Genomic DNA, 23,532 nt, shown 5'->3' on the forward strand with positions numbered 1-23,532 from the left:
AGGCGTTTTTAGGATCGCTGAACTATTTGTTAAGTGACTGATTTCCTGACGCCTCGCTACTTAACCCAGGCGAAACTTTCAGATTATCCGCAACCGGGTGAGCGCCACCGCTGGCGCTTTTAGCGGCGCAACCTACCCTTAAAAGTGCGACGCAGCGGCCTCAGTTCGGGCTGCGCTATTGCTGTCGTGAATGGAAAAATAACAAAGGAGTAAGAATGAACATTGCTTGTCTTGGGTGGGGATCGCTTATCTGGAAAGCAGAGGGTTTACCAATTGCCAGCAGCTGGCATGCCGATGGCCCACATCTACCCATTGAGTTTTCCCGTGTTGGCGACGGGGGCGAGCTGGCCACGGCGCTCTGTATCAACGCGCCAGTTGTACCGGTCCACTGGGCATTTCTCAATACTGCCAACCTGGAGCTTGCAGTCGCGGCCCTGCGTAAGCGCGAGCAGATCCCGGATTCCCGGGAAGATGGCGTCGGCTCGCTGGTGCTGGCGGGCAAGATGGACGGTACACTCGCCGCATGGGCTGCGGCAAAACAGCTTGATGCAGTGATCTGGACCGCTTTACCACCGCGTTTTAACGGTATTGAGGGGCGTATACCCTGTGTTGATGATGCGCTCGCATATCTGCGCTCCCTAACGGGGGAGACTCTCAGCCACGCGCAGGACTACCTCTGCCAGGTTCCCGCCATATTCGACACGCCCTATCGCAGAGCGATTCGCGAACAGCTCGGCTGGCCCTGTTAATTCTGACAGTCGCGCAACTAATCACATTTTTGTAACACTTTCACCGCACCCTGGTAGCGCTTCGCCAGGGTAGACTCAGCCTGCTCATTGAATATGGAAAAAAGAGAACTTTAAGATGCCATTACGTTCGATTCAGGCGTTGTGTTTGCTCAGCTTTTTTATGGCGGATGTGCGGGATGGTCTTGGCCCCTTTCTGGGGATCTTCCTGATTCACTACCACTGGAGTGCGGAAGCGATAGGCTACGCCATGACCGCGGGCGGTATCGCCGGGCTACTGGCAACGCTGCCCTCCGGTATTGTGGTGGATGCTTCGTCGCGCAAGCGTGCGATTATCGCCATGGCGGCGCTGCTGATCATGGCGGGTACGCTACTGCTGTGGTTCTTCCCCGGCTCGTTAATGGTCTACGCAAGCCAGGTGGCAACAGGTATTTCGGCGGCGTTTATCGGCCCGGCAATGGCGGGTCTGACGCTGGGTCTGGTGGGGCAGAAACGCTTTGCTCATCAGCTTGGCCGCAATGAAGCCTACAATCACGGTGGCAATATGCTTTCGGCGCTGCTGGCCGGTGTGGCCAGCTGGTACTGGGGCATCGGCGCGGTCTTCCTGCTGATGCTGGTGATGGCCTTTGGCGCGCTGATGGCGGTACTGGCGATCCGTGAAAAGGATATCGATCACCGCATCGCGCGCGGGCTAAACCCTGAAGAGACGCTCGGCGAGATCCCTTCGCTCTTCACGTTGCTTAAAATCCCGGCGCTCACCATCACCGGGCTGACTCTGATGCTGTTCCATCTGTCGAATGCGGCACAGTTGCCGATGCTGAGTATGCAGGTCGCTTCAGGTCATAACGCCGGGCTTTTTAACCCTGGCGCGTATGCCGCAATGACGGTGGTGATAGCCCAGGGCGTGATGATCCCGGTAGCGCTGATGGTTTCGCGCTACGCCCGGCGATATGGCTATGAAAAATTGATCTTGATTGCGCTGCTTATTTTGCCGATCCGTGCGATGACCGCCGCGCTATGGCCCTCGCCGTGGGCGGCAATTCCGGTGCAGATTTTCGATGGAATGAGCGCCGGTATTCTCGGCGTGGCGGTGCCCGGCTTTATTGCCTCGCTGTTAAACGGCACGGGGCACGTTAATGCCGGGCAGGCGCTGGTAATGTTGATGCAGGGCTTCGGCGCCGCCATCAGCCCCTCGCTTGCCGGAACGGTGGCGACGCACTACTCCTGGCGCACGGCTTTTATCACGCTGGCGAGCATTGCGCTGACGGCGCTCATCATCTGGCTCGGCTTCGCCAAAAAAGGGGCAACGCAACCCTTACGCGAGTGAGGTTTCACCTCGCTGATGCGGCATTAGCGGTTCCCGGCGCATCAGATCCCGGCAGACGTAAAAGAGCCCAATCATAAAGGGGAACTCATAGAGCTCTTCAATCAGATCCTGATAGGCGCGTTTGTGCAGGAAGAAGTGGGCAATAACGCGGTGATGTTCCACGCTGTCGGAGATCAGGAAGGAGACCACGACCAGCGCGAAGCTCCAGAGCAGCAGGGTTTGATGACGCAGGCGGTGACTAATTTGCTGGCGGAGCACAGAAGAGAAGAGGGGAAACAGCACCAGTGCGCCAATCAATAACACCGAAATAGCCCGAAAAAGAAGACGCGGCTCGTGTGGAAAATAGTCACGTCCCCAGCTGACGCTGCGCCCGAGTAATACCAGCCACCATATTGCTGCCCAGAGCCAGAATCTTTTGCGCTCAGGTGTTAGCGGGGCAGCCAGCGCGAAGCGTAAAGTAAAAACGAAAGCAAAAAGTAGCCACAGCGCCTGGACATTTTCGATGACCTCTACCAGGAGTCCGTGATAAAGAGGGAGAGAAAAGTCGGCGAAAAAAGGAATAATGCAGGCGAAAGCCGCCAGAACCACGGTCATGGGCGTCAGGCGTTTATCGAATTTCATAATATTGCCACGTTGATAATAATTAGCGGGCTAACATAACGGATTAGGGTTTACGCTGCTTTGCGATTAGTGGCGTATTGACCTTTAAAGAGGAAGAACGAACCGGCTAAATAGCCGGTTGCGTCATTTTTAGGCGTCCTGAACGGTATTGATAATCTTATGGATGCGTTTTTTAAAGCGCTGAATGGACCTGTCTATTTTCCGGCGATGAAGAAAACGGAAATAGGATGAGAGAGGAACAAACTCAGCTTCGCCAATGTTATCAATAACGACCAGCTCATACTCTTGCGGCGCGGTTTTGCGCACCAGCACATTGTACTCTTTCAACGTCATGGTCGAGATACCGTACTCAACGAGACTGCTGCGCAATTCGGCGAGCTTCTCCTCCAGCAGCGGCAAAGAAAGACGCTTGTTCTTCAGGTAGAACTCCAGGCTTTTGGAAATTTTGCCATCGTAATCAGTAACCAGATCGAAAACATGGCCGGTGCCAAAATTGGTCTGGATTTTACCGTAATAGTTGGGGATCGCCTGGCACGCCTGAATAGAGCCTGCTTTTTTGCGGTAGTAACGCGTTTCGCGCTTCACCTCTTTCAACCCGCCGTCATCGGGGTTGTAGAGGGTTTTGACACATTTTTGACTATCAAATGGGTGCTGGTAACACCGGCGGTGGCGGCCGCTACCTATATTCTCTTCTAGTATCAGCATGGTTAACTCTCCTTGCCGAATACTATGAGATTGCCTGGTTAAATATTCCCTAAACAAGGGAAATGATTTGATACATTTACCCCAAAGCCAGGGAATAAGCGCACCACATGTTAAATTTGGTCGCCCGGTGGAGGTAAAGAGCGACCCTCAAACCATGCGCGGTGCGTATCACGTCATTGACGTTTACTCCTGAACCATCCACATATCCGCCTCTTCGAACATCTCTTCCAGCATGCGGTTTAGCTTTTCACGATCGCTTTTGCTGGCATCGCTGTTCAGGCCATTGGCCTGCATCGGTTTCACCCGCACATCGGCATCCGGAAAGATGCGGTGTACGCGCTTTGTCAGTTCAGTGAGAATAATCTCTCTCGCGCCGGGTAAACCTTCAACGTTACGCTTGTCGTAAACCAGTTCAACAAACACAGGGTCGTCCTATTCAGTCTGATTTTTCGTGCAGCATTTATACTGGATAAAAAATCAGTATTCAAGACTAAAGCGTGTAAGAGCGGTGCATTCTGCGTACCTGGGCGTAAACAGCGCAACTTAGGTAGTGCAGGCGAGGCTTTTCAGCAAGAGGAAGAGATAAAGCATGGCAGTTTCGACATCAAAACTGCCAGCGAAGAGAGTAGAAATTGTTGAAGCGTATATCCGTCACTTGCGCACTTTATAACCCGGCGGCCAAAGGTGTACAAACGCAAATTTTTCGCTGGAGAGATTTATAAATTTGATGATCAGTGTATTAATCATCACTTTAATAATTGGTCTGCTCTTATCTTCACTGTGGACGGTGCGACAATGCATTATCTGCCCAAATGATGTTGTGGGTTGGTATGGATTTTCGCCAGCAGGCGCCAGGGTTTGCTGTCCACTAGCCAGGCAGGAATATCTGCTGCTAATAGCGGGCGGGCAAACAGGTAACCTTGTGCTTCATCGCAGCCATACTCTTCGAGCATGCGTGCCGTGTCCAGATCTTCCACCCCTTCCGCCAGCACCACGTAATTTAACTCTTTCAACATCATGATCACATTGCGGGCGATGATGCGGCTGTCGTTATCGGTGGCGATCTGGCTGACCAGCGAGCGGTCAAGTTTTATCATGTCAATAGGGATGCGCCGCAGGTAGCTGATATTGCTGTAACCCGCGCCAAAATCATCAAGCAGGATAGTGAAACCAAGCGCCTTGAGACGGTTAAGCTCACGAAGTGCAGCATCGCTCTCGAGCACCTTTTCTGTTTCCAGACACTCAATGTGGATATCGGCAGGGGTAAGCCCGGCGAAGATAATGTGCTGCGCCAGTTCATCGGCAAAGCCGGTGCGTGAAAAATCACTCACCGTGACGTTGATGGAGACGGGGAGATCGATTCCGATCGCCTTCCACGCTTTGGCCTGAATAATCACCGTTTTGATCACCCAGCGGGTGATATCCGCCATCAGAGAGGTTTTTTCCGCCAGCGTGACGATAAGCGCAGGCGATATCGGCCCAAGCCCGGGGTGTGTCCAGCGCAGCAGCGCCTCGACGCCCTCCGTCCTACCCGAGCGCAAAGAGACTTTGGGTTGATAGGCCATATAGAGCTGATCGCCCGATTTGATCGCCTGGCTCAAATCGTACAGCAGGCGGAAATCTTTATTACGCTGGTGGTCAAGAATCGGGTTGAACAGCAGCACCGGGTTATTCTCGCGGATCGCCTCATGCAGGGCGCTGATCGCCTGCCGCACAACCTCCTGCACGTTGTCCGTTTCCGGCTTAAAGGGGACAAAACCCGCGTGAATTGAGAGATTGATATTGATATCGCTGCCAATAGTTGCCTGGAAGGCGTGCGATTTTTCAACCCGCTTAGTCAGCCTGAGTGCCGCATCCCTCTCTGTCAGCACCGCAAAGCGTCCAGTGGCAAAGGCATAAAGTGTTGTCGACTGATTAAGCCGCAAGCGCATCTGCAGCAGCGGACCAAAGCTGCGCAGCAGCGTCTCCAGCGCTTCAACGCCAAGATAGCGGGTCAATTCATAGGCGCGAGGAATATCAATACAGTCAAAAATGATCAGGGCATAGTCACCGCTGGCGTTTTGCTTCAGGCGCGTCATCTCCTTGATTAAACAGGGGCGATTCGGCAGGCCGGTCAGCGCATCGACGAGGCCAATGTTGTAGCAGGATTCAAGGTAGAGCGTGGCCAGCGCCGCGATGCGTTCAAAATTAGCAATTTGCCGGGCATTAGGTTTGTAGATGTCTGGATGAGTAACGCACAACGTGCCGAAAATTGTTCCCTCTCTGGCGATCATCGGCATCGAGGCGTAAAAGAGGATATCGCCGCTATTGACCAGCGGCTGATGAGAAAATCGCGCATCAATACGGGCATCGTTACACACAATCATTTGCCGGTCAGCCAGTGAGTACTGGCACATAGTTTTATGAATGGCGATTTTATTGTGCTCAATCGGCACGTTTTCGACAAATTTGATGTACTGAAACTCGTCATCAAAGGTGGTGATAAAACAGCCCGATACGCCCATCACTTCACTGGCCAGACGCGCAAATTCTGCCAGCGCAGCATCGCGGGCCGGATCGGCCTTACTCAATAATTCGAGTGCCGCCAGCTGTTTGCTTTCACTTTTTTTAAGACCCGTAAACATGGTGCGCTCCTGGCCAACAAGTTAAAACAGGGTAACTTAGTCTGAGAGCTCCATCAGCGTGACTGGCAGCGGCTTACCCGATGCAGCCGCCTATAACTACTTCCACCAGCCAAGCTGGGTGCCAACCACGGCGATAATCGCGACGATCAACATGATGATGGTGGTCTTTTTCATAGAGGCTCCTCGATCAGCGGCACGCGCCGACTCTGTTAAGTGTATATGAAAGCGAGGCCATTAAGATTTGCCTCATATCAGCAACGGGAGATAACCCCATTAATTGAGCTGCTGGAATGCTTTTTTCGTTTTGCTCTTCTTCACCCGGTACATTACTTCATCCGCCGCGCGCAGGGCGCTGTCCGCATCGTACTGCTCAGGGTTAATCTCAATCACACCAACGCTGGCACCAGGGTAGTGGAGATGAATATCACCAAGCTGATACTCTCCGGCAATCTTCCCGTCGAGGCGAGTTTTCAGCGCGCTGAGCAGCACGCCCTGTGGCTGGTGGAGCGGGCCGCCGGGGCAGGCGAGTAAAAACTCATCGCCGCCGAGTCGGCCAACGATATCATCTTTCCCGCCACCCTTTCTCAGCCGCTTACCCACCTCAATCAGGAAGCGATCGCCGGTCTCATGACCAAACTGATCGTTAATTCCTTTGAAATTGTCGAGATCGATAAAAGCAATAATGACGTGGATTTTCAGATGGCGAGCCAGGGAGAAGAGTGTCTGCAGCGATTCGAACAGCGAGCGGCGATTCGGCAGGCCGGTCAACGCATCGGTATAAGAGTGGGCGATAAGCGCGGCATTGGCTTCGCGCAGCTGGTCAACGAGATGCTCTTTTTCAATGTATTGCGCAATAAGGCCAGCAAACAGGCGCAGCACCTGCTCACCGCGCACGCTGAGCATCTTTTTTTGGTTGCTGGCCGCACATAGCGTGCCATAAAGCGAACCGTCTGCCAGCTGCACCGGCTGGCTGAGATAGGTGGTGATCCCCAGCGCCTGGGCGGCTTCACAATCGCGCCAGCGGGTTGCCACATCATTGGCGAACAGACAGTTATCATCCAGCGCGCGTTTGCACAGGCTATCGCCGAAGGGGAGGGAGAAGCCTTCCGGGATCTCAAGCTGCTTACTGTTGCGGGAGTAGACAATATGTTGCTGGCGGGGGTCGTCACTGATTTTTGTCAGGTAGGTCGATTCCATATCGGTCACCATCTCCAGCATTTCCAGAAACTGACGGACTAAACTTTCCAGGGAGTGCTCTTTCGACAGGCTTTCCGAGACCTGAGCGAGAATGAAATCGGACATGAATAATGGGCTCCGGTGCGTGGGTACCTCGTTGACCCGGCACGTTATTGCTGACTATTTCGACGGCGCGCCATTAAAACATGAACGAAAAAGATTTGATATATCGTGTAACGGACAAAAAAAGCCCCGCTGATGAGGCGGGGCAAAAACTCATTGATTACGGAATGATGTTCTCTGGTCATGGGTGAGAACGAAGCAGACTATAACGGTGAAAAGTGCATTAAGAATGGAGAAATCATGGAGATATGCCGCTTGCACGGTTATTCTCAACAGCGTTGTTGGTCACTGTAAGGAGAAGAAAATGCGTTATGGCTTACTCGTTTTACCGTTGCTGGTCTCTGCCTGCACCTCATCGCCTGCTGTAAAAACGGATCATCCGCAGGTTGGCATGGCTAACCCGGCGGCAGTCTACTGCCAACAGCGCGGCGGCGAGCGCGTGCCGGTGCAGAGCCCGCAGGGCGTGCGCACCGAGTGCAAACTGCCGGGAGGGGAAGTGATTGACGAGTGGGCGCTGTGGCGTCGCGATCATCCTGCACCAGGATCGTGACAGCGGCAGAAAAGCCCGGTAAACTTCTCTTTCAGAATTATCTCATATTCAGTATTCACGAGAGCGCGCGAGAGAAGTATGTTTCAGTTACGACCGGGCAGCCAGGCATTAGTTATCGGCGCCCAGACCGCCAGTGGGCGGAGCAATATCGGTAAATCCGTGGAATTATTTGGTCTCTGCCAGCCGGGAGAGCGCTTTCTCAATCCGGTTAATGGCGTGGTCACCGAAATGCCGCGCACCGCAGCGCGCGCGCTCTGGCTGGTGACGGGCGATGTAACTGCATTTGACGGTCAGCAGGGTTTCGCCTTTGTGCGCGCCGAGCACCTGATGCCCCTGCAGCCGGACAGCGCGCCGCAGGACGAACGCACGCAGGTGATGAGCTAACGCAGCGCGCGCAGCCACTCTGCGAGCACGACGGCGTGGTTCTGCTCCGTATCTTTTGCCGCATATAACAGCGTGACGGTGCCCTTTTTCCCCCGCGCCGCCAGCTGTTCACCCGCCTCTTTTTGCGTTTCCAGCTCTTCCCGGTAGCGCTTCTTAAAGGCGGCAAAACCGATCGCCTCACCGTGAAAGGCTTTGCGCAGCTCCGCTGACGGGGCGAGGGTTTTACACCACTCGTCACAGGCCAGATCGACCTTCTTAATGCCGCGCGGCCAGAGCCTGTCGACCAGCACCCGGTAGCCATCCTCTTTACTGGCGGCGTCGTAGACACGTTTGCACTGGATCATACGTTCTCTCCTTTTCTTAAACTGGCAACTTATTGTTTCATAATTAGTCGTAATCTTACCCCGCTGATTTAAGGTGTTGTGATTACCGTTAAAGACGTCTAGTGTGATGCGCCTTATGTTAGCCATTATCTACCACGGCATAGGGGCACTTCTCCATGAATCACATTCCGCCTAAAAAGACACTGCGTATTGCGCTGATCGGCGACTATAACCATGACATCGTTGCGCATCAGGCGATCCCGCTAGCCATTGACGATGCTGCGGCAGTCCTTGAGATCACCGCTGATTATGACTGGCTGGCGACCCGCGAGATCGATAATCCTGAAGATTTGGTCGGCTATGATGCCATCTGGGTCGTGCCGGGCAGCCCGTATGAAAATGCAGCAGGGGCGTTTATTGCCATCAAATATGCGCGTGAAAACGCCATTCCGTTTCTCGGCACCTGCGGCGGTTTCCAGCATGCGGTGATTGAGTACGCCCGCAATGTGCTGGGTTGGGATGATGCCGCCCATGCGGAAACCGAAACCACAGGGCGGATGGTGATTTCACCATTGACTTGCGCGCTGGTGGATCAAACGGGTGCCATTGAGTTAAGGCCCAATACGCTGATTGCCCGTGCCTATGGCCGCAATGAGATTGATGAAGCCTACCGCTGTAGTTTTGGCGTTTCCCCGGAGTTTGCCAGCGAGCTGGAGCATGGCGATCTGCGGGTAACCGGCTGGGATGAAGAGGGTGAGGTGCGGGCGGTAGAGTTGATTACCCATCCGTTCTTTGTTGCCACACTGTTCCAGCACGAGCGCGGTGCGCTGGAAGGTCGCCCGGTCCCGCTGGTGCATGCGATGCTACGCGCCGCAGGCGAATAAGTGCGTGGATTGTGCCGGATGGCGGCTTGCGCCTTATCCGGCCTACAAAAGCGGTACCGGGTTGTTGTAGGCCGGATAAGCGTTTACGCGCCATCCGGCATTTATCCTCAATCCCGCATTTACCCACCATCCAGCCTCTAACCGGGAACGATCTCCCGGTTGCGTCCGGCAAACGCGCCGCACAGCGCCATCACAACAGACAGCAGCGCGCAGGCGATCAGCGGCAGATGCCAGTCGCCGCTGGCGTCATGCACTCTCCCCATCAGCGGCGGCCCGCAGGCGGCGAGCAGATAGCCCACCGATTGCGCCATCCCCGACAGCGCCGCGGCCTGGTGCGCCGAACTCGCGCGCAGGCCAATAAAGGTGAGGCCGAGGATCATCGTCGCTCCTGAACCAAATCCGTACACCACCGTCCAGATCGCCGCATGATCCGGCTGCAGCCAAAGCCCCAGCGCACCCGCAGCGCAGAGCAGTGCAACCAGCGCCGCGATGGCCCGCTGATCGCGAAGGCGGTGCAGTACCAGCGGAACCAGTAAACCAGGTGCCGCCGTCGCCAGTTGCAGTACGCCGTGCAGCGAGCCTGCCTGCGCCTCACTGAACCCCTGGCTTATCAGAATCGACGGCAGCCAGCCGATCACAATGTAGTAAATCAGCGAGTTGATCCCGAGATAGAGCGTCACCTGCCAGGCCAGCGCCGAGCGCCAGATGCCGCGGCTGTGAAGCGCACCTGTGGCACTGAGCGCCGCCGGTGCGCCGTGGCGCAGGCGCGGCAGCCAGAGCAGCAGCGCCAGCAACGGGAAGATCATTAGCGTGAGCAGAGCGCCGTGCCAGCCCGCGCCGCTCTGCGCAATCGGCACCATCGCCGCGGAGCCGATCGCCGCTGCCGCGCCCATGGTGAGCGAGTACGCCCCGGTCAGTTTGGCGACATGCTGGGCAAAATCCCGCTTCAGCATGCCGGGCAAGAGCACGTTGCCGAGCGCAATACCGCAGCCAATCACCGCCGTACCGATAAACAGCAGCAGGGAGGAGGGGAGCGAGCGCAGGGCGATGCCAGCGCAGATGAGCAGCAGTGCCGCAAACAGGCTGCGCTCCATGCCGATCCGTCGCGCCACGCCGGCTGCCAGCGGTGAAATGAGCGCGAAGGCCAGCAGCGGCAGCGTGGTGAGCAGACCCGTTTGTGCCGTGGTTAAGCCATAGTCGGCGCGAATAGCATCCAGCAACGGCGCAGCGCCGGTGAAGGTGACGCGCAACGTGGTGGCAATCATCAGGATGCCAACAATTAGCAGTGCACGCTGCTTGCTGTCAGAGGAGGGAGTGGTCATGGTGTTCTCATCCATAAAAAGAGGGCACTACGATAGCGTTTTTCACCACTGTTTGAATCAAGCTAAAATGACACTTTATCGCTAAATTCGGACAACTTTATGCACGACCTGGCCTTAGCGGGCTTCGATCCCGACAGCCAGCAGGAAGCCGCTGTCGCCTTTCACATCCGCATGGCGGCGCACGAACAGCGTATTCCCGCGCATCACCACCGCAAAGGGCAGCTGATCCTCGCCTTAAAAGGGGCGATCACCTGTGAAGTGGAGAATGCCCGCTGGATGGTGCCCCCGCACCACGCCATGTGGCTACCGGGTTTTGTGCCGCACAGCAATCACGCCACCGCCAATGCCCAGCTCTGCTTTCTGTTTATTGAACGCTGGGCGGTGGTGATGCCGGAGCACTGCTGCACCCTCAAGATCTCGCCGCTGGTGCGCGAACTGATCCTGCAACTTGCTGCCCGTTCAACCGCCGCTCGGCGTGAGCCGCAGACCCAGCGCCTGATCCAGGTGCTGTTTGATGAGTTACCCCATCAGCCGCAGATGCAGCTCCAGCTGCCCGTCTCTACGCATCCGAAGATCCGCCAGATGGTGGAGACGATGGAGCAGGCACCGGCCGACCGGCAGACACTGGCGCAGTGGGCACAGCGCTTCGCGATGAGCGAGCGCAACCTTGCGCGGCTGGTGGTGAAAGAGACAGGGCTAAGTTTTCGCCGCTGGCGGCATCAGTTACAGCTGATCCTCGCCCTGCGCCTGTTAATTGAGGGCTATAGCGTGCAGCACATCGCCCAGACGCTGGGGTATGACTCGACCACGGCGTTTATCACCATGTTTAAAAAGGGGTTAGGGCAGACGCCGGGGCGCTATCTGGCAACGCTCGGGGAGCGGTAATATTTTTCCCTGCTAAGTCCACTCATCTTATGTGGAATTAAAACGTTTATAACGCTCAAGAAGAGAGGATAAGTGATAAATATCGCCAGGCTGTTTTTAATAACTTTTTCAGATATTCAATGCACTTTTTGATATTTGTGTGGTGAAAAACCTTATGTGACTTTAACGCGGCAATAAACACCATAACCGGGCATAAGGATTAGCATGGCAATCTCATCACAAACTAAAAAAATGGCTGCGTTCAGCGCGCTGGCGCTACTTTCGGCGCTCTCCTTCTCCGCGCAGGCAGACAAGCTGGCGGATATCAAAGCGGCAGGCGTCGTCAAAGTCGCCACCTTTGACGCTAACCCGCCCTTTGGCGCCATCGATGCTAAAACCCACGATATTGTTGGCTACGACGTCGATTTTGCAAAAGCGCTGGCGAAAAGCCTCGGCGTCAAGCTGCAACTGGTTGCCACCAACCCGGCAAACCGCATCCCGCTGCTGCAATCCGGCAAGGTCGATCTGATTGTTGCGGATATCACCATTACGCCTGAACGGGCGCAGGTGATCGATTTTTCTACACCTTACTTTGTCACCGGCCAGCAGTTCCTCGTCCCTGCCTCTTCACCGGACAAGCTTGATGCGTACAGTAAAGCGCGCATCGGCGCGGTGAAAGGCACCACCGGCGAGCAGGCGCTGCATCAGCGCTTCCCGCAATCCCGCGTGCTGGCCTATGACGACATCCCACTGGCGCTGACCGCGCTGCGTAACGGCAACGTTCAGGCGATTACCCAGGACAGCACCATTCTGGCGGGGCTGCTGGCGGGTGCGCCGGATAAAGCGAAATTTAAGATCCTGCCCGATCTGCTGTCGAAAGAGGAGATTGGCGTCGGCGTCAGCAAAGGGGAGAGTGCTTTGCTGAACAAAGTTAATGAAGAGCTGGTGAACCTTGAGAAGAGCGGTGAAGCGGCGAAGATTTACGACACCTGGTTTGGCCCGCAAACCAAAACCCCGGCTCCGCGCAGCTTTACCATAGAAGCGAAATAGCGATGCTGGCAGGTCTCTTCTCTTCCCCTGTGGCGGACGCCGCAGGGGCGTTGCCCGTGCAAAAAGGCACGGTGGTGTTTCGCCAGGCGAACAAAAGCTTTGGCGACAACGTGGTGCTGAAAGCGATTGATTTGCAGGTCGCGGCGGGGGAAGTGGTGGCGGTGTGTGGCCCTTCCGGCTCCGGGAAATCGACGCTGATCCGCCTGATTAATCAACTCGAAAACCTGACCAGCGGCGAGATTTTTGTCGATGGTCAGCCGACCAGCCAGCTCACCGACCGTAAATTGCGCGGGCTGCGCCGCCATGTCGGTTTTGTTTTCCAGCAGTTCAACCTTTACGCCCATCTCACCGCGCTCGAGAATATTACCCTCGCGCTGCGCCATATTCACGGCAAAAGCGCTGCCGAAGCCCAGCAGATCGCACTTGCGCTGCTGGTGCGCGTTGGCTTGCAGGAGAAGGCGCAGCACTACCCGGCGCAGCTCTCCGGCGGGCAGCAGCAGCGGGTGGCGATTGCGCGCACGCTGGCGGCCGACCCGCACATTATCCTGTTTGATGAGCCGACCTCGGCCCTCGATCCAGAGATGATTGGCGAAGTGCTACAGGTGATGAAATCGCTGGCGCACAGCGGTATCACCCTGATTGTGGTGACGCACGAGATGCAGTTCGCCCGCGAGATCGCCGACCGGGTGATTTTTATCGACGGCGGCGAAATTCTTGAGCAGGCCGCGCCCGCTGACTTCTTTACCGCACCGCAGCATCCGCGCGCGCAGCGTTTTCTGCAAAAGGTGCTCAACCCGCTGCATGCCGATAACAAGGAGTTGTAATGGCACTGCATCTTGACTGGGCGGGCGTGCTCACTGGCCAGCCCGCACAGTGGATCTTTTCCGGTTTTCTCACCACGGTGTGGGTTACGCTGGTGGGGATGATCCTCGCAACGTTGCTCACCGTGCTGCTGCTGGCGCTGCGTCTGGCGGGTGGTCGCGCGGGCCGCGGCGCGGTGGCGGCCTGGGTGTCACTGTTTCGTAATACGCCACTCTTGGTGCAACTGCTGTTCTGGTATTTCGCCGCATGGAACATTCTGCCGCTGGCGGCTCGCCAGTACGTCAACGACGAGCACGCCTTTAGCATTCTGCCGGGCGATGTCTGGTGGTTTACGCCGGAGTTTCTCTCCTCAGCCTGGGCGCTTGGGCTCTTTACCGCTGCCTTTCTGGTGGAGGAGATCCAGGCCGGGCTGCTCGCTGTACCGCGCGGTCAGGTGGAGGCGGCGCAGTCGCAGGGCTTCAACCAGCTGGCAATTTTTCGCTGGGTGCTGCTGCCGCAGGGGGTGCAGAATGCCTGGCAGCCGGTGGTGGGGCAGTATCTCAACCTGATGAAACTCTCCTCGCTGGCGACCGGTATTGGTCTCGGCGAATTGACCTACCAGACCCGGCAGATTGAGAGCTTTAATGCCCATGCGCTGGAGGCGTTTGCCGTGGGCAGCGCGCTCTATCTGCTGCTCGGTCTGTTGATGAGCGTGCTGTTTAATCTGCCGCGCCACTGGCGGTCGCTGCGCCACGCCACGGAGGTGCCGCGTGATCGCTAATATCACCGTCATTACCGATAACCTCGACTACCTGCTGTGGGGCAGAGTCGCGCAGGGTGAGCCGGGTGGCGTACTGCTGTCGCTGTTAATGACCATTGGCGCAGCGGCGCTGGCGTTTCCCGGCGGTATTCTGCTGGCCTGTTGCGCCTGGCGTTTTCGCGGCTGGCCGCGCAAGGTGCTGTTTTTGTGGGCGGAGCTGATTCGTGGCATCCCGTTGATCTTCGTTATCTTCTGGCTCTGGTTTTTACTGCCGTGGATAACGGGGGCGGACTTACCCGGGGCGGTAACGGTCACGCTGGCGCTGGCATGGTTTACCTCGGCATCGGTGATGTACTCGACACTGGCGGCGCTCGGCGCACTTCCGCGCGGGCAGTATGAAGCGGCGCTGAGCAGCGGTTTTGCCAGTGTGCAGATCCTGCGCCACGTGCTGCTGCCGCAGGCGTTACGCAACGCGCTGCCGTCGTTTATCGGCCTGCTGATCGCGCTGCTGAAAGACACCTCGCTGGCCTTTATTGTCAATGTGCCGGAGCTGACCACCGTCGCCGGCCAGGTCAATAACCGTGTGCAGGTCTATCCGGCGGCACTGTTTATCTTCACCGGCCTGGTCTACTACCTGTTGTGCAGCGCGCTGGAGTATGGCGTGAAGCGCTGGCAGCGACGTCTTTCACTGCCGGCCAATTAGTAGCGACACCAGGCCTGCGGCAATCAGTGGCCCAACCGGCACGCCCCGGAACAGGGCCACGCCTAACACCGTTCCCACCAGCAGCCCCGCAACCAGCGAGGGCTGCGAACTCATCAGCGTAACCCCGCGCCCGCCCAGCCAGGAGACAAACACCCCGACAGCAATCGCCACCAGCGACTTCCAGTTGGCAAAGGAGTGCAGCAGCGTTGAAGGCGGCAGCGATCCGCTGGCAATCGGAGCCATCACGCCAATCGTCAGAATGATAATGCCGACCGTCAGCCCCTGCTTTTCAATCCACGGAAAGAGGGTGTTAAGCGGCGTGACGCGCACAATGATCAGCACGAGGATCGAGACCGCAACGGTGGTGTTATGGCTGACAAAGCCGAGCGCGGCGAGGGCGAGCAGAATAAACAGCGTGGTATCAAACATGCAAACTATCCTTACTCTGCGCTCTCGCGGCGAAAATCGACCAGCGCTGGCCGGGCGATGCGCAAATAGTCGTGCGTATTCATGATCACTGATTTTTCCAGCAGCCCGGCGTTGAAGGCGATCTCATCGAAGCGCTGGAATAACACCGGGTCGGCAACCAGTTCAAGGTCAGGGTGAAAAGAGAAGGGGGGAATTGCGCCAAAGACGCAGGCGGTGAGGCGATCGACCTCGGCCGGGCTGGCCAGCGACGCTTTCAGTCCGCCAAAGTGTTGTGCTAGGCGGCTGAGATCGGCCTGCAGATCGGCACCAAGTATCGCCAGCGCATGCTTTTTCACGCCGTTGCCTTTGATTTTACACACCAGCGCTTTCGCTCCCTGGCCGAGCGCAGTACCGCGAATTTCACTCACCGCTTCACACTTGCCGACGGCATCATGTTCAACCACGCGAAACCGGGCCTGCTGCTCAGTAAGAAGTTGGAGTAGATGCGCGTGGATATCGCGGCTGGCAATCTCAGACATGGTCGCTCCCGGAAAATGTAAAGAAGTTTACATTACCTCACATTGCGGGGGCTGAAAATAAAAATGCCGCCCCGGGGGGCGGCCAAAAAATACAAGCACTACAAACAATTCGTTGTGTGTACGGGAAATGATTCAGTGCCCTGGTGGGCTTTACTCGCTCACATTGCCATTCGCAACGAGGACTCCGCTGCGTATCAAACTGGATTGAGGATAATGTGCCATATCTATACGGCGACAAGTGGCTAAATAAACCCGGTTTTTACGTCTATTTCTGCCTATTAACGACAAATTTCGCTTATGTGACGGCATCTTAGGTGCATGCTGAGCAAAAATGGCGATCTCAGATGGGTTAACTAGACTTAGAGATTCACTTTATCCACATGGGGAGTGTGACTATGAGCAAAGAATATCAGGCCTGCATTGATGCCTGCTATCAATGCGCCGAAGCCTGCGATCGCTGTGCGGTCTCCTGTCTGCAGGAGCCGCACCTCGAGATGATGAGAGCGTGCATCAAAACCGATATGGAGTGTGCCGCGCTCTGCCGCGTTACCGCGCAGTTATTAAGCCTTGAGAGTGAACATGCGCAGCAGGTGTGCCGTATCTGCGCGGATGTCTGCCGGGCCTGTGCCGAAGAGTGCTCGAAGCATCAACATGATCATTGCCAGCACTGCGCCGGGCAGTGCCGCCGCTGCGCCGAAGTTTGTATGCAGATGACCGCCTGAGACTGGCCGGTAGGCAACGTTTGCCGCCCCGGATTGCACCTGGCCGCGTTGCAAGCCAGGTGCTGCGGGCGGGGCTAATCATTAACCCCCGATGAGGCTTAACGATCGCGCGGTTTTTCAGTTGCGGCAGCAGAATCCCTTATGCGCATCTGCAGGCGTGAGATCTGTCCGGTAATATCCGCCGTTCTTTCTGCCAGCCCCCTGATAGCACTGGCGATAACGGAGAACCCCCGGCCATGGATACCTGCTCGTGCGGCTTCAATGCTGGCGTTCAGGGAAATAAGCTTAATCTGCGCCGCAATACTGCCGTTTTCAGAGACCAGTTCGGCGATCTCCTTTGCGGTTTCAGCCGTCTGAATATTGCGCCTTACTTCGCTCTGCTCATGCACTAACCGATCTTTGCGACCCTGGATATCTATAAGTGCGCCGACAGCACGTAGCGGTGTGCCATCTGCCGCACGTTTTGTCTGACCACGTGCCTGGAACCAGCGATATTCGCCACTGCGCAGCTTAAGGCGATATTCAATATCAAACGGCGTTTTACCGCTTAAATCCATCAGATGGCTGACGAAGGCATCGAGTGCCGCCTGTTTATCTTCCGGGTGCAGGCGTGACGCCCAGCTCTCCATGACATCCGGAAACTCTTCGATAGTTTCAAAGCCCAACAGCTTTCTAAACTGGGGTGACCACCAGAAGACGTTATCCGGGTTTAACGGGTTTCCACCGATGATATCCAGATCCCAGAGCCCGTCGTTCAGCATCTCTCGCGACAGGTCAAAGCGTGTAGAAACGATATCGAACAAGCGTGCCTGAGTCGTTTCCTCTTCGCTATTCTCAATCACGCCCACTAAACGTGGCGGGGTAAACTCAGTGTTGTATAACGCGCGTATACGAAACCACTGATAAGTAGTGGCATCCGTTTTGATTCGGCACTGCAGGGGTTTCTCAACACCGCCGTGACTCAAGGCATAGCGAATAAAACTCCGGAATGCATCTCTGAAATCTGGATGAACCATCTGGATCAGCGATGCCAGCCCTGGCGCCGACTGTGCCGACACGCCTAAAAGCCGACGCGCTTCCTGTGAGAACCAGGCAGGCGAATCACTCTGCAGATCCGGTGCCTCGACATACCAGACGCCCTCTTTGCTGAGTTGCATGAGACTTTTCAACAGGATGGCATCGCTACGATCAACCTGCCGCACTTCTCTTACGGGTTCCGCGATGACAGGTGAAGGTATCTGCTCTTTCGCAGATTTTTTTTTAAATAAATTTTGAAACATTTTTTCTCCTGGTAAGATGAATGCGGCTTAAATTAAGCCAGCAACGGTTTATCGGCATAAATCCGTCAAATTCCAGTGAAGAATCATTGAGTTTTATTAATGAATAAATAAATTTTTCTCAGAAGACGTGTTTGCTGCATGATGGGGCAGAAGAAGGCATAAAGCGAAGCGTAGCACGGAGGATTTATCTGCTAAATATGACAAAAGCCTTGGAGTTAAAGAGGGAGAAAAAGTGATATTTTAATGGGTTCATAGCGAATCCCTTTATAGGCTCACTTTTTATAATGTTAATTCTGCCTGGCCCTTGCTGTATAAGCTTTCCCAATATTATAAATCTTTCTCGCAGGCCAGCCCGCGCCTCTTCAGGCCTGGTAACGGTGTCGTATCAGGCAGTGATTGCTCCGCAGGACGCGTCATGAGTGTTTTCTCGGCTGCAGCAGCGCAATGGCTTGGGCATAAATCGCCTTCGCGGCACCGACCGCTTCATGTTCGCAGGCGATCAGGTGCGCCAGAATATTACCCTTGCTTAAGGTGCGCCCCGCGCGGAGCAACGCTTGTGCCGCATTGCCTATCACGGCATGGACGGCCTCTTTGTCGCCTGAGTGGGAAAATTTCATGCTCTGTTCCTCGGGGTGCTAATCCAGTTAATGACTCATCTGTGCGCCGCGGCTGTGCGAACGCGCAGTCACTGGTCGCCTCGCCTGAGGCATGAAAAAATGTGTTATGGCAGAGCTTTTAAAAGTTTTTCACGCAGCTCGCTAACGCGGGTTGCAAGGTCAGATAACTCAGCAAACGGTGTATCCATTACCGAGATCATATCGGCGGGGACGCCAGCGGCGTCGATCTTCAACTGCTGCCCTTTTTCGGTGAGGGTAATGAGCACCCGACGTTCGTCGCCTTGCGTATCGCGCTTTCTGCAGACCAGACCGGAAGCCTCAAGCCGTTTCAGGAGCTGGCTCAGCGTACCGGAGTCGAGCTGGACACGGGTGCCCACTTCCGACACCGTCACGTTATCTCTCTCCCACAGGGCCAGCAGCACCAGATATTGCGGGTAGGTCAACCCGAGCGGTTTCAGCCTTGACTGATAAAGCCGGGTCATCGCCAGTGAGGCGGAGTAGAGCGCGAAGCAGAGAAACTGATCTACGGTCACCGGTGCATCGCCCGGAGCCGGCAGATCATCGCTCTTATCACTGTCGTTATTTACGTCGATACACATAAGCAGTTCGGGCCTGTTGGAAAGATAGAGTTCTCTCTGAATAGTGGCAACGGATTCAGGGAGGCCGGCACGTTTACGCTCGGATTAAAAAAGCGCAGAAGAAGAGGAAAAGAGGGCCTGCGCGTTAGTTATAGGTCGAAGTATTGAGTTTAATTATGTTGACGTCAACCTAATTAAGGCAGATCTATGAATCTGCGGTAAAATGCGCCGCCTGACACTCTTGTCAGGCGGCGCAGTGTGGAAAATTAGAGGCGGAAGGTGTCGACCATACCTCGCAGGGCATGCGCCTGGGCAGAGAGCGACTGCGATGCACTGGATGACTCTTCCACCAGCGCCGCATTGTTCTGTGTTACGCCGTCCATCTGACTGACTGCCAGGCTGACCTGGCTGATACCCTGCATCTGCTCAGAGGAGGAGAGGGAGATATCATCCATTGCGTCGGCCAGATCGCCCACCATGCCGACAACTTTCAGGATATTGTCACCGGTATCTGCTGCCTCAGCTACGCCATCTTCCACCTGCGCGACCGCCTGTTCGATCAGCGTTTTGATATCCAGCGCCGCACTCGCACTGCGCTGCGCCAGGGTTCTCACTTCGCCTGCCACCACGGCGAATCCTCGTCCCTGCTCACCGGCGCGGGCCGCTTCGACCGCAGCGTTCAGCGCCAGGATATTCGTCTGGAAGGCGATGCCCTCGATCACGCTGGTGATCTCGCGCACTTTTACTGCGCTCTGAGAAATAGCGTTCATGGTCTGCGACATACGCTCAAGCTCTTCACCGCCAGTGAGGGCAAGCGTGGCGGTGGTGCGGGCGGTATCAGCGGTGTGGCGCGCGCCGTCGGCATTGCTTTTTACCGTGGCTGTCAACTGCTCCATGCTGGCGGCGGTCTCCTGCAGGGCAGCGGCCTGCTGCTCAGTACGAGAGGAGAGCTCGGTGTTACCCTGTGAGATCTCGTCTGCCGCCGACGCCACCGAGACGGAAGCATCGCGGATATCAGAAACCAGGCTGCGCAGATTGGACTGCATCCCGGCAAGAGAGGCCAGCAGGCTACTGGTATCGTTGCGACGCAGCGTCACCGGCGAGCTGAGATCGCCTCCGGCAATGGCGGCGGCAAGCGTCTGCGCTTGTGCGGGTTCACCACCGAGTTGGCGCATTAACACGCGCACCGTAACCATACAGGTCGCCACGGCCAGCAAGATCGACAGCACCGCCAGCCCCATCAGGATCACTGCCGTACGGGAGATATTTTCACCATTCTCTGCCAGCGTATCGCGGCTTAACTTCATCTGCACATCCGTCAGCGCATTAAGGGCATCCAGCAGCGCTTTTTGCGCCGGGCGGGCGGTGTTCATCAGGTAGGTAGTGGTCTCCTCCTGACGGTTCGACAGCCCCAGTTTTCCCGCCTCCATGAGTGTGGAAAGAGCCGCAGGCTCGGCGTCAACAATTCGTGAAAGCGCTGCTTTGCCCTCATCGGAGACGTTCGACGCCATGCTCTGTGCCAGCAGTTCACGGTTATGGATATAAAGGTCGCGCTGATCGTTCAGCCGCTTCCACTCCGGCTGCATCTGCACCGGGTCCGTCAGCAGCGCCAGGTTACGCACGGCGATGGCCATATCGCGCACGTTGCTGCGCATATCCAGCACCAGGTCATAGCGCTTCATTTTTGAATTTACTGTGTCGTTCATGCTATCCCGCGCATGCCACAGGCCCTGCAACGCGGTTGCGACACACAGGATAAATAAGACAATAATCAAGCCAAACCCTACGCTCAGACGTGTAGAAATTTTCATCGGTTTTCTCATCACAATTTTGGTGTGGAACACTATCGGCAGGGGCCTGAGAAACCATTAGAGTTGAAATCAATCAAAATGTGTTCAATTGTGTCGTGCGTTAATTAATTGTGGGTTTTGCGAATATGGAGGGTGGTTAAATAAGCTAAGTTACTGCGTTATGAGGCAGGGAAAGAGCCAGTTGTTTACCTATAAGGGGTTGATTGAAATGATGATTTCATGCGTTTATATCAAAAAATTCGAAGCAAATCGGTTATCAGAGCCGCACTGGATCTGGCTGACCGCGATCTCTGCTTTATCAAAAAGCATTTCATTGTGGTTTGGAAGAGCGATGCGTGAGCTGCGCGGCCACGCGCTGTCTCGATGAGATTTGGCAAGATGGGTGCAGCTGCCAGAAGGGAGTGGCAAAAATAAATCATCTTCGATGACAACGTTCTGCGATATGCCCTACGCAGACTTTGCTGACACTGTCGGGGGTTTACTTAAGTGGGGGCAGATCGGTAAGGAGTTTTACGAAGCGCTTTCTTACTTCCTTATATCCGTTATTTACATAAAACTTGTGCGCTTTAACTCTTTTTTCACTGCTTGAAAGCTCAATTTGAGAACAATTCCTCATGGCCGCAATGCGTTCAGCAGCGATAAGAAGCTGCTGACCTATCCCCGTCCCACGTGACGACTCATCTATGACCAGTGCTGAAATTAATGCCCATAAGTTATTTTCATGAACAGGCATAATGAAGTTTATGACAATAACGCCACAAACCTCTTTCTCTGATTCGGCGACTAAAGTACACAGCGTGTCATGCTGTTCACGGATACGGTGTTCTAAGCTTGCGCCGTCTGTGTTGTAGCCCAACTGCAAGAAAAGTCGCTTTAACGATGGAATATCTTGGAGTTCCGCTGCCCTAATTGAAATCATTATGATCATTTCCTTATTTCGATTTCGATGAAGATATTCATTTTTCACTGAACAACATACCCCCTGGGATTAGTACCTGTTCTATGCGCAAGGGCGGGCTAAATGGCTCTTCGGGGAATCCTCTTTACCCTGAAAGGCAGTAGAACGCTGCCCCAGGCTATCGAATATTACAGCGCAGCCTAATAAGCGGGCTTAATAGGTTATGGCCTTTGATGTAATGACCGAATGAAATTATTGGTGCCAGAAACGGCGTGCCGATTTCAAAATCGTGCTGAGAGGATCACACGGGGGCGTGCAGAATTTTTACGTTTAATGATAACAATATTCAGCTTCGTTAAGAGAGTGGCCGTTCCACTTTTAGAAATACTTTGCTATACATTTGAATACTTTTGTTGACTTAGTATTTATGTTCTATATAATGTGCCACATACCTTCAAAGGAGATGCACATGAATGATTCGGCTGTAGTGGTTTTTACCGCACGTGGTTTTGACCGTTTGTTAAGCGATGGAGGCTCTGGCTCATGGGTTCTAAGCGAGAAGCGCGCCTCTCGCTGCAAGTATGTCGTTTGTGTACAGAACAGAGATCCTGCTGATAATCATAATGATGACTGGGGGAGTGTTTCTGATCCTCATAAGAACGCATTTTTCATCGGCAAAATTTCCGATGTGGTCGTTTCCCCCGATTGGGATGGCTCACGTCCTACAAGGTGGCTGATTAAAGTTAGTGAGTATGCAAAGGTTGCATATCCTAACATGTGGGATGGAGCAAGAAACCCCGTTGCTTATTCATCATTAACTGATTTAGGTATCGATGAAAATGATCTAAGTTTCAATGAAATGCCAGATGTTGATGTCAAATATCCAAAAATTCTACAAAAAGAAGAATCTTATCCAGATGGAATCTCCATTCAGCAAGCAAAGAGACTTTTATCTAAAAAGTATGAGGTTTCTGAAGAAAGTATTGAGATAATTATTCGAGCGTAATCACACATTTCTTTTTGGCTTGGTAGCATCGTGTAAATTGGTTGGAGGCTGTATGGAGAAGGCATGGAACGGTAATTTCCGCGATATTCCGTTGGATCACTTCGAAAAAATGAAGTCAAAAGCACGGGCGCTAGCTGGGGCCAAAATAAGCCCTTCCGATGTAAAAGCGAATGATAAAAACATTTTCATCCGCATCGGGATGTCAGGCAATGGTGTTAGGCCTAACTATCAGGTTGAACTACCAAATGGCTTTGTCATGGCAATAAACGGGATAAACCATGAAAAGTTTGGTGTGGAAGTGTTTGATAAACAATGGGTTTCTAAGGCTTATAGCATCGAGGAACTTAACAATATGCGCATGTTTGGCGGAGTGTTAGAGACAGAGAATGCTTAGCTAAACCTACTATCAGATTCCCGCTTGGCTACAGTTCGCTGGCGGGATGTTATGTTCAAAGATCTAATCCGGCATGCTCACTTGAAAATGAGCAAAGTGCTCCAGGAAAAGCTAAGGTTGCTTGAATGTAGCCTTCATTGCGGCAGGCGCAACGATCGGGAGTGGCTTGAAGAGGCTTATCTAGCTTGAATTCCGTGAAATCACCTGCTCAGGCGAGATGGTTGATCGTCCAGAGACTATCACAGCGTTGTTAAGCGAGAAAACGGCATCGCCTATTATTAGCAGCCATTTCCTGCTCACCGAAATGCCGAGGTTA

The 23,532-nt window shown here is 54.6% G+C and carries 27 protein-coding genes; 13 read left to right on the forward strand and 14 right to left on the reverse strand.

The genetic code is table 11. The features are described from left to right. Positions 1-215 precede the first annotated feature (215 nt). Positions 216-749 (forward strand): hypothetical protein, encoded by a 534-nt coding sequence (locus tag HF650_RS09895; protein WP_187802207.1) that lies wholly within the window; start codon positions 216-218, stop codon positions 747-749. Positions 750-864: 115 nt separating this feature from the next. Further along, the gene (locus tag HF650_RS09900) at positions 865-2,073 is read left to right on the forward strand and encodes an MFS transporter (RefSeq protein WP_187802208.1); all 1,209 of its coding nucleotides are present in this window, start codon (positions 865-867) and stop codon (positions 2,071-2,073) included. Here the strand turns inward: HF650_RS09900 and HF650_RS09905 are convergent. The 5 genes from HF650_RS09905 to HF650_RS09930 form a co-directional block, all read right to left on the reverse strand. Beyond that, entirely contained in the window at positions 2,062-2,694 is a 633-nt protein-coding gene (locus HF650_RS09905; protein ID WP_187802209.1) for a hypothetical protein, read from the reverse strand. The genes HF650_RS09900 and HF650_RS09905 overlap by 12 nt on opposite strands. A 129-nt stretch (positions 2,695-2,823) precedes the next feature. Next, positions 2,824-3,399 (reverse strand): YrbL family protein, encoded by a 576-nt coding sequence (locus HF650_RS09910; protein ID WP_187802210.1) that lies wholly within the window; start codon positions 3,397-3,399, stop codon positions 2,824-2,826. A 183-nt stretch (positions 3,400-3,582) separates the two neighbouring features. Continuing rightward, positions 3,583-3,822: a DinI family protein gene (locus tag HF650_RS09915; RefSeq protein WP_023481865.1), complete on the reverse strand. Its 240-nt coding sequence runs from the start codon at positions 3,820-3,822 to the stop codon at positions 3,583-3,585. A 377-nt stretch (positions 3,823-4,199) separates the two neighbouring features. Continuing rightward, entirely contained in the window at positions 4,200-6,023 is a 1,824-nt protein-coding gene (locus tag HF650_RS09920; protein WP_187802211.1) for a sensor domain-containing phosphodiesterase, read from the reverse strand. Between the two features lie 273 nt (positions 6,024-6,296). Beyond that, positions 6,297-7,325, reverse strand: a complete 1,029-nt coding sequence (locus HF650_RS09930; protein WP_187802212.1) for a sensor domain-containing diguanylate cyclase — start codon at positions 7,323-7,325, stop codon at positions 6,297-6,299. A 301-nt stretch (positions 7,326-7,626) separates the two neighbouring features. Here HF650_RS09930 and HF650_RS09935 point away from each other — a divergent pair, with 301 nt between their 5' ends. Continuing rightward, entirely contained in the window at positions 7,627-7,872 is a 246-nt protein-coding gene (locus tag HF650_RS09935; protein WP_187802213.1) for a DUF333 domain-containing protein, read from the forward strand. Positions 7,873-7,950: 78 nt separating this feature from the next. Next, on the forward strand, positions 7,951-8,256 hold the full coding sequence (locus HF650_RS09940; RefSeq protein ID WP_187802214.1) for a hypothetical protein: 306 nt from the start codon (positions 7,951-7,953) through the stop codon (positions 8,254-8,256). Here the strand turns inward: HF650_RS09940 and HF650_RS09945 are convergent. Beyond that, on the reverse strand, positions 8,253-8,600 hold the full coding sequence (locus tag HF650_RS09945) for a DUF488 domain-containing protein (protein WP_187802215.1): 348 nt from the start codon (positions 8,598-8,600) through the stop codon (positions 8,253-8,255). The genes HF650_RS09940 and HF650_RS09945 overlap by 4 nt on opposite strands. 155 nt (positions 8,601-8,755) lie before the next feature. Between HF650_RS09945 and HF650_RS09950 the strand changes: the two genes are divergently transcribed. Beyond that, a complete protein-coding gene (locus HF650_RS09950) occupies positions 8,756-9,463 on the forward strand; it encodes a CTP synthase (protein ID WP_187802216.1) in 708 nt (235 codons plus the stop codon). Positions 9,464-9,600: 137 nt separating this feature from the next. Here HF650_RS09950 and HF650_RS09955 read toward each other — a convergent pair whose 3' ends face one another. Then, on the reverse strand, positions 9,601-10,785 hold the full coding sequence (locus HF650_RS09955) for a CynX/NimT family MFS transporter (protein WP_187802217.1): 1,185 nt from the start codon (positions 10,783-10,785) through the stop codon (positions 9,601-9,603). Between the two features lie 99 nt (positions 10,786-10,884). Here HF650_RS09955 and HF650_RS09960 point away from each other — a divergent pair, with 99 nt between their 5' ends. From HF650_RS09960 to HF650_RS09980, 5 genes are all read left to right on the forward strand, one after another. Then, positions 10,885-11,670: a helix-turn-helix transcriptional regulator gene (locus tag HF650_RS09960; RefSeq protein ID WP_187802218.1), complete on the forward strand. Its 786-nt coding sequence runs from the start codon at positions 10,885-10,887 to the stop codon at positions 11,668-11,670. A 210-nt stretch (positions 11,671-11,880) separates the two neighbouring features. Beyond that, on the forward strand, positions 11,881-12,699 hold the full coding sequence (locus HF650_RS09965) for an ABC transporter substrate-binding protein (protein ID WP_187802650.1): 819 nt from the start codon (positions 11,881-11,883) through the stop codon (positions 12,697-12,699). A gap of 2 nt (positions 12,700-12,701) precedes the next feature. After that, positions 12,702-13,523, forward strand: coding sequence for an amino acid ABC transporter ATP-binding protein (locus tag HF650_RS09970; protein ID WP_187802219.1), 822 nt, complete (start codon positions 12,702-12,704; stop codon positions 13,521-13,523). After that, positions 13,523-14,281: an ABC transporter permease subunit gene (locus HF650_RS09975; RefSeq protein WP_187802220.1), complete on the forward strand. Its 759-nt coding sequence runs from the start codon at positions 13,523-13,525 to the stop codon at positions 14,279-14,281. The genes HF650_RS09970 and HF650_RS09975 overlap by 1 nt, the downstream gene beginning before the upstream one ends. Further along, positions 14,271-14,963 (forward strand): amino acid ABC transporter permease, encoded by a 693-nt coding sequence (locus HF650_RS09980; RefSeq protein ID WP_187802221.1) that lies wholly within the window; start codon positions 14,271-14,273, stop codon positions 14,961-14,963. Before HF650_RS09975 ends, HF650_RS09980 begins: the two co-directional genes overlap by 11 nt. On the opposite strand, the gene HF650_RS09985 is transcribed toward HF650_RS09980, so the two are convergent. Then, complete coding sequence (locus HF650_RS09985) at positions 14,946-15,392, reverse strand: DUF441 domain-containing protein (protein WP_187802222.1); 447 nt, start codon at positions 15,390-15,392, stop codon at positions 14,946-14,948. The two genes, HF650_RS09980 and HF650_RS09985, sit on opposite strands and share 18 nt — an antisense overlap. Before the next feature lie 11 nt (positions 15,393-15,403). Continuing rightward, positions 15,404-15,910, reverse strand: a complete 507-nt coding sequence (locus HF650_RS09990; protein ID WP_187802223.1) for a YbaK/prolyl-tRNA synthetase associated domain-containing protein — start codon at positions 15,908-15,910, stop codon at positions 15,404-15,406. A 395-nt stretch (positions 15,911-16,305) separates the two neighbouring features. Here HF650_RS09990 and HF650_RS09995 point away from each other — a divergent pair, with 395 nt between their 5' ends. Continuing rightward, on the forward strand, positions 16,306-16,632 hold the full coding sequence (locus HF650_RS09995; protein WP_187802224.1) for a four-helix bundle copper-binding protein: 327 nt from the start codon (positions 16,306-16,308) through the stop codon (positions 16,630-16,632). A 98-nt stretch (positions 16,633-16,730) separates the two neighbouring features. On the opposite strand, the gene HF650_RS10000 is transcribed toward HF650_RS09995, so the two are convergent. From HF650_RS10000 to HF650_RS10020, 5 genes are all read right to left on the reverse strand, one after another. Next, entirely contained in the window at positions 16,731-17,912 is a 1,182-nt protein-coding gene (locus HF650_RS10000) for a PAS domain-containing methyl-accepting chemotaxis protein (protein WP_187802225.1), read from the reverse strand. 413 nt (positions 17,913-18,325) lie between these two features. Beyond that, on the reverse strand, positions 18,326-18,529 hold the full coding sequence (locus HF650_RS10005; RefSeq protein ID WP_187802226.1) for a hypothetical protein: 204 nt from the start codon (positions 18,527-18,529) through the stop codon (positions 18,326-18,328). Positions 18,530-18,633: 104 nt separating this feature from the next. Then, entirely contained in the window at positions 18,634-19,128 is a 495-nt protein-coding gene (locus tag HF650_RS10010) for a MarR family transcriptional regulator (RefSeq protein ID WP_187802227.1), read from the reverse strand. 245 nt (positions 19,129-19,373) lie between these two features. After that, positions 19,374-20,918, reverse strand: coding sequence for a methyl-accepting chemotaxis protein (locus HF650_RS10015; protein WP_187802228.1), 1,545 nt, complete (start codon positions 20,916-20,918; stop codon positions 19,374-19,376). Between the two features lie 478 nt (positions 20,919-21,396). Next, entirely contained in the window at positions 21,397-21,837 is a 441-nt protein-coding gene (locus tag HF650_RS10020) for a GNAT family N-acetyltransferase (RefSeq protein WP_187802229.1), read from the reverse strand. A 448-nt stretch (positions 21,838-22,285) separates the two neighbouring features. Here HF650_RS10020 and HF650_RS10025 point away from each other — a divergent pair, with 448 nt between their 5' ends. Both HF650_RS10025 and HF650_RS10030 read left to right on the forward strand, forming a co-directional pair. Next, positions 22,286-22,822 carry a hypothetical protein gene (locus HF650_RS10025; protein ID WP_223284296.1) on the forward strand — a complete coding sequence of 179 codons (537 nt, stop codon included), beginning with the start codon at positions 22,286-22,288 and terminating at the stop codon, positions 22,820-22,822. A 52-nt stretch (positions 22,823-22,874) separates the two neighbouring features. After that, complete coding sequence (locus HF650_RS10030) at positions 22,875-23,216, forward strand: hypothetical protein (protein ID WP_187802231.1); 342 nt, start codon at positions 22,875-22,877, stop codon at positions 23,214-23,216. The last annotated feature ends 316 nt before the right edge of the window (positions 23,217-23,532 follow it).

Source organism: Kosakonia sp. SMBL-WEM22, assembly GCF_014490785.1.
In the GTDB taxonomy this organism is placed as follows: Bacteria; Pseudomonadota; Gammaproteobacteria; order Enterobacterales; family Enterobacteriaceae; genus Kosakonia.

Excerpts from the sequence above, each read along its gene's own strand:
- HF650_RS09960 (WP_187802218.1), top strand. The coding sequence starts at position 10,885 with ATGCACGACCTGGCCTTAGCGGGCTTCGATCCCGACAGCCAGCAGGAA.
- HF650_RS09995 (WP_187802224.1), top strand. The coding sequence starts at position 16,306 with ATGAGCAAAGAATATCAGGCCTGCATTGATGCCTGCTATCAATGCGCC.
- HF650_RS10020 (WP_187802229.1), bottom strand. The coding sequence starts at position 21,837 with ATGATTTCAATTAGGGCAGCGGAACTCCAAGATATTCCATCGTTAAAG.
- HF650_RS09940 (WP_187802214.1), top strand. The coding sequence starts at position 7,951 with ATGTTTCAGTTACGACCGGGCAGCCAGGCATTAGTTATCGGCGCCCAG.
- HF650_RS09985 (WP_187802222.1), bottom strand. The coding sequence starts at position 15,392 with ATGTTTGATACCACGCTGTTTATTCTGCTCGCCCTCGCCGCGCTCGGC.
- HF650_RS10005 (WP_187802226.1), bottom strand. The coding sequence starts at position 18,529 with ATGAAATTTTCCCACTCAGGCGACAAAGAGGCCGTCCATGCCGTGATA.
- HF650_RS09955 (WP_187802217.1), bottom strand. The coding sequence starts at position 10,785 with ATGACCACTCCCTCCTCTGACAGCAAGCAGCGTGCACTGCTAATTGTT.
- HF650_RS09900 (WP_187802208.1), top strand. The coding sequence starts at position 865 with ATGCCATTACGTTCGATTCAGGCGTTGTGTTTGCTCAGCTTTTTTATG.
- HF650_RS10025 (WP_223284296.1), top strand. The coding sequence starts at position 22,286 with ATGAATGATTCGGCTGTAGTGGTTTTTACCGCACGTGGTTTTGACCGT.
- HF650_RS09895 (WP_187802207.1), top strand. The coding sequence starts at position 216 with ATGAACATTGCTTGTCTTGGGTGGGGATCGCTTATCTGGAAAGCAGAG.
- HF650_RS09945 (WP_187802215.1), bottom strand. The coding sequence starts at position 8,600 with ATGATCCAGTGCAAACGTGTCTACGACGCCGCCAGTAAAGAGGATGGC.
- HF650_RS09920 (WP_187802211.1), bottom strand. The coding sequence starts at position 6,023 with ATGTTTACGGGTCTTAAAAAAAGTGAAAGCAAACAGCTGGCGGCACTC.
- HF650_RS09905 (WP_187802209.1), bottom strand. The coding sequence starts at position 2,694 with ATGAAATTCGATAAACGCCTGACGCCCATGACCGTGGTTCTGGCGGCT.
- HF650_RS09975 (WP_187802220.1), top strand. The coding sequence starts at position 13,523 with ATGGCACTGCATCTTGACTGGGCGGGCGTGCTCACTGGCCAGCCCGCA.
- HF650_RS09990 (WP_187802223.1), bottom strand. The coding sequence starts at position 15,910 with ATGTCTGAGATTGCCAGCCGCGATATCCACGCGCATCTACTCCAACTT.
- HF650_RS09950 (WP_187802216.1), top strand. The coding sequence starts at position 8,756 with ATGAATCACATTCCGCCTAAAAAGACACTGCGTATTGCGCTGATCGGC.
- HF650_RS09930 (WP_187802212.1), bottom strand. The coding sequence starts at position 7,325 with ATGTCCGATTTCATTCTCGCTCAGGTCTCGGAAAGCCTGTCGAAAGAG.
- HF650_RS10010 (WP_187802227.1), bottom strand. The coding sequence starts at position 19,128 with ATGTGTATCGACGTAAATAACGACAGTGATAAGAGCGATGATCTGCCG.
- HF650_RS09935 (WP_187802213.1), top strand. The coding sequence starts at position 7,627 with ATGCGTTATGGCTTACTCGTTTTACCGTTGCTGGTCTCTGCCTGCACC.
- HF650_RS09970 (WP_187802219.1), top strand. The coding sequence starts at position 12,702 with ATGCTGGCAGGTCTCTTCTCTTCCCCTGTGGCGGACGCCGCAGGGGCG.
- HF650_RS10015 (WP_187802228.1), bottom strand. The coding sequence starts at position 20,918 with ATGAAAATTTCTACACGTCTGAGCGTAGGGTTTGGCTTGATTATTGTC.
- HF650_RS10000 (WP_187802225.1), bottom strand. The coding sequence starts at position 17,912 with ATGTTTCAAAATTTATTTAAAAAAAAATCTGCGAAAGAGCAGATACCT.
- HF650_RS10030 (WP_187802231.1), top strand. The coding sequence starts at position 22,875 with ATGGAGAAGGCATGGAACGGTAATTTCCGCGATATTCCGTTGGATCAC.
- HF650_RS09910 (WP_187802210.1), bottom strand. The coding sequence starts at position 3,399 with ATGCTGATACTAGAAGAGAATATAGGTAGCGGCCGCCACCGCCGGTGT.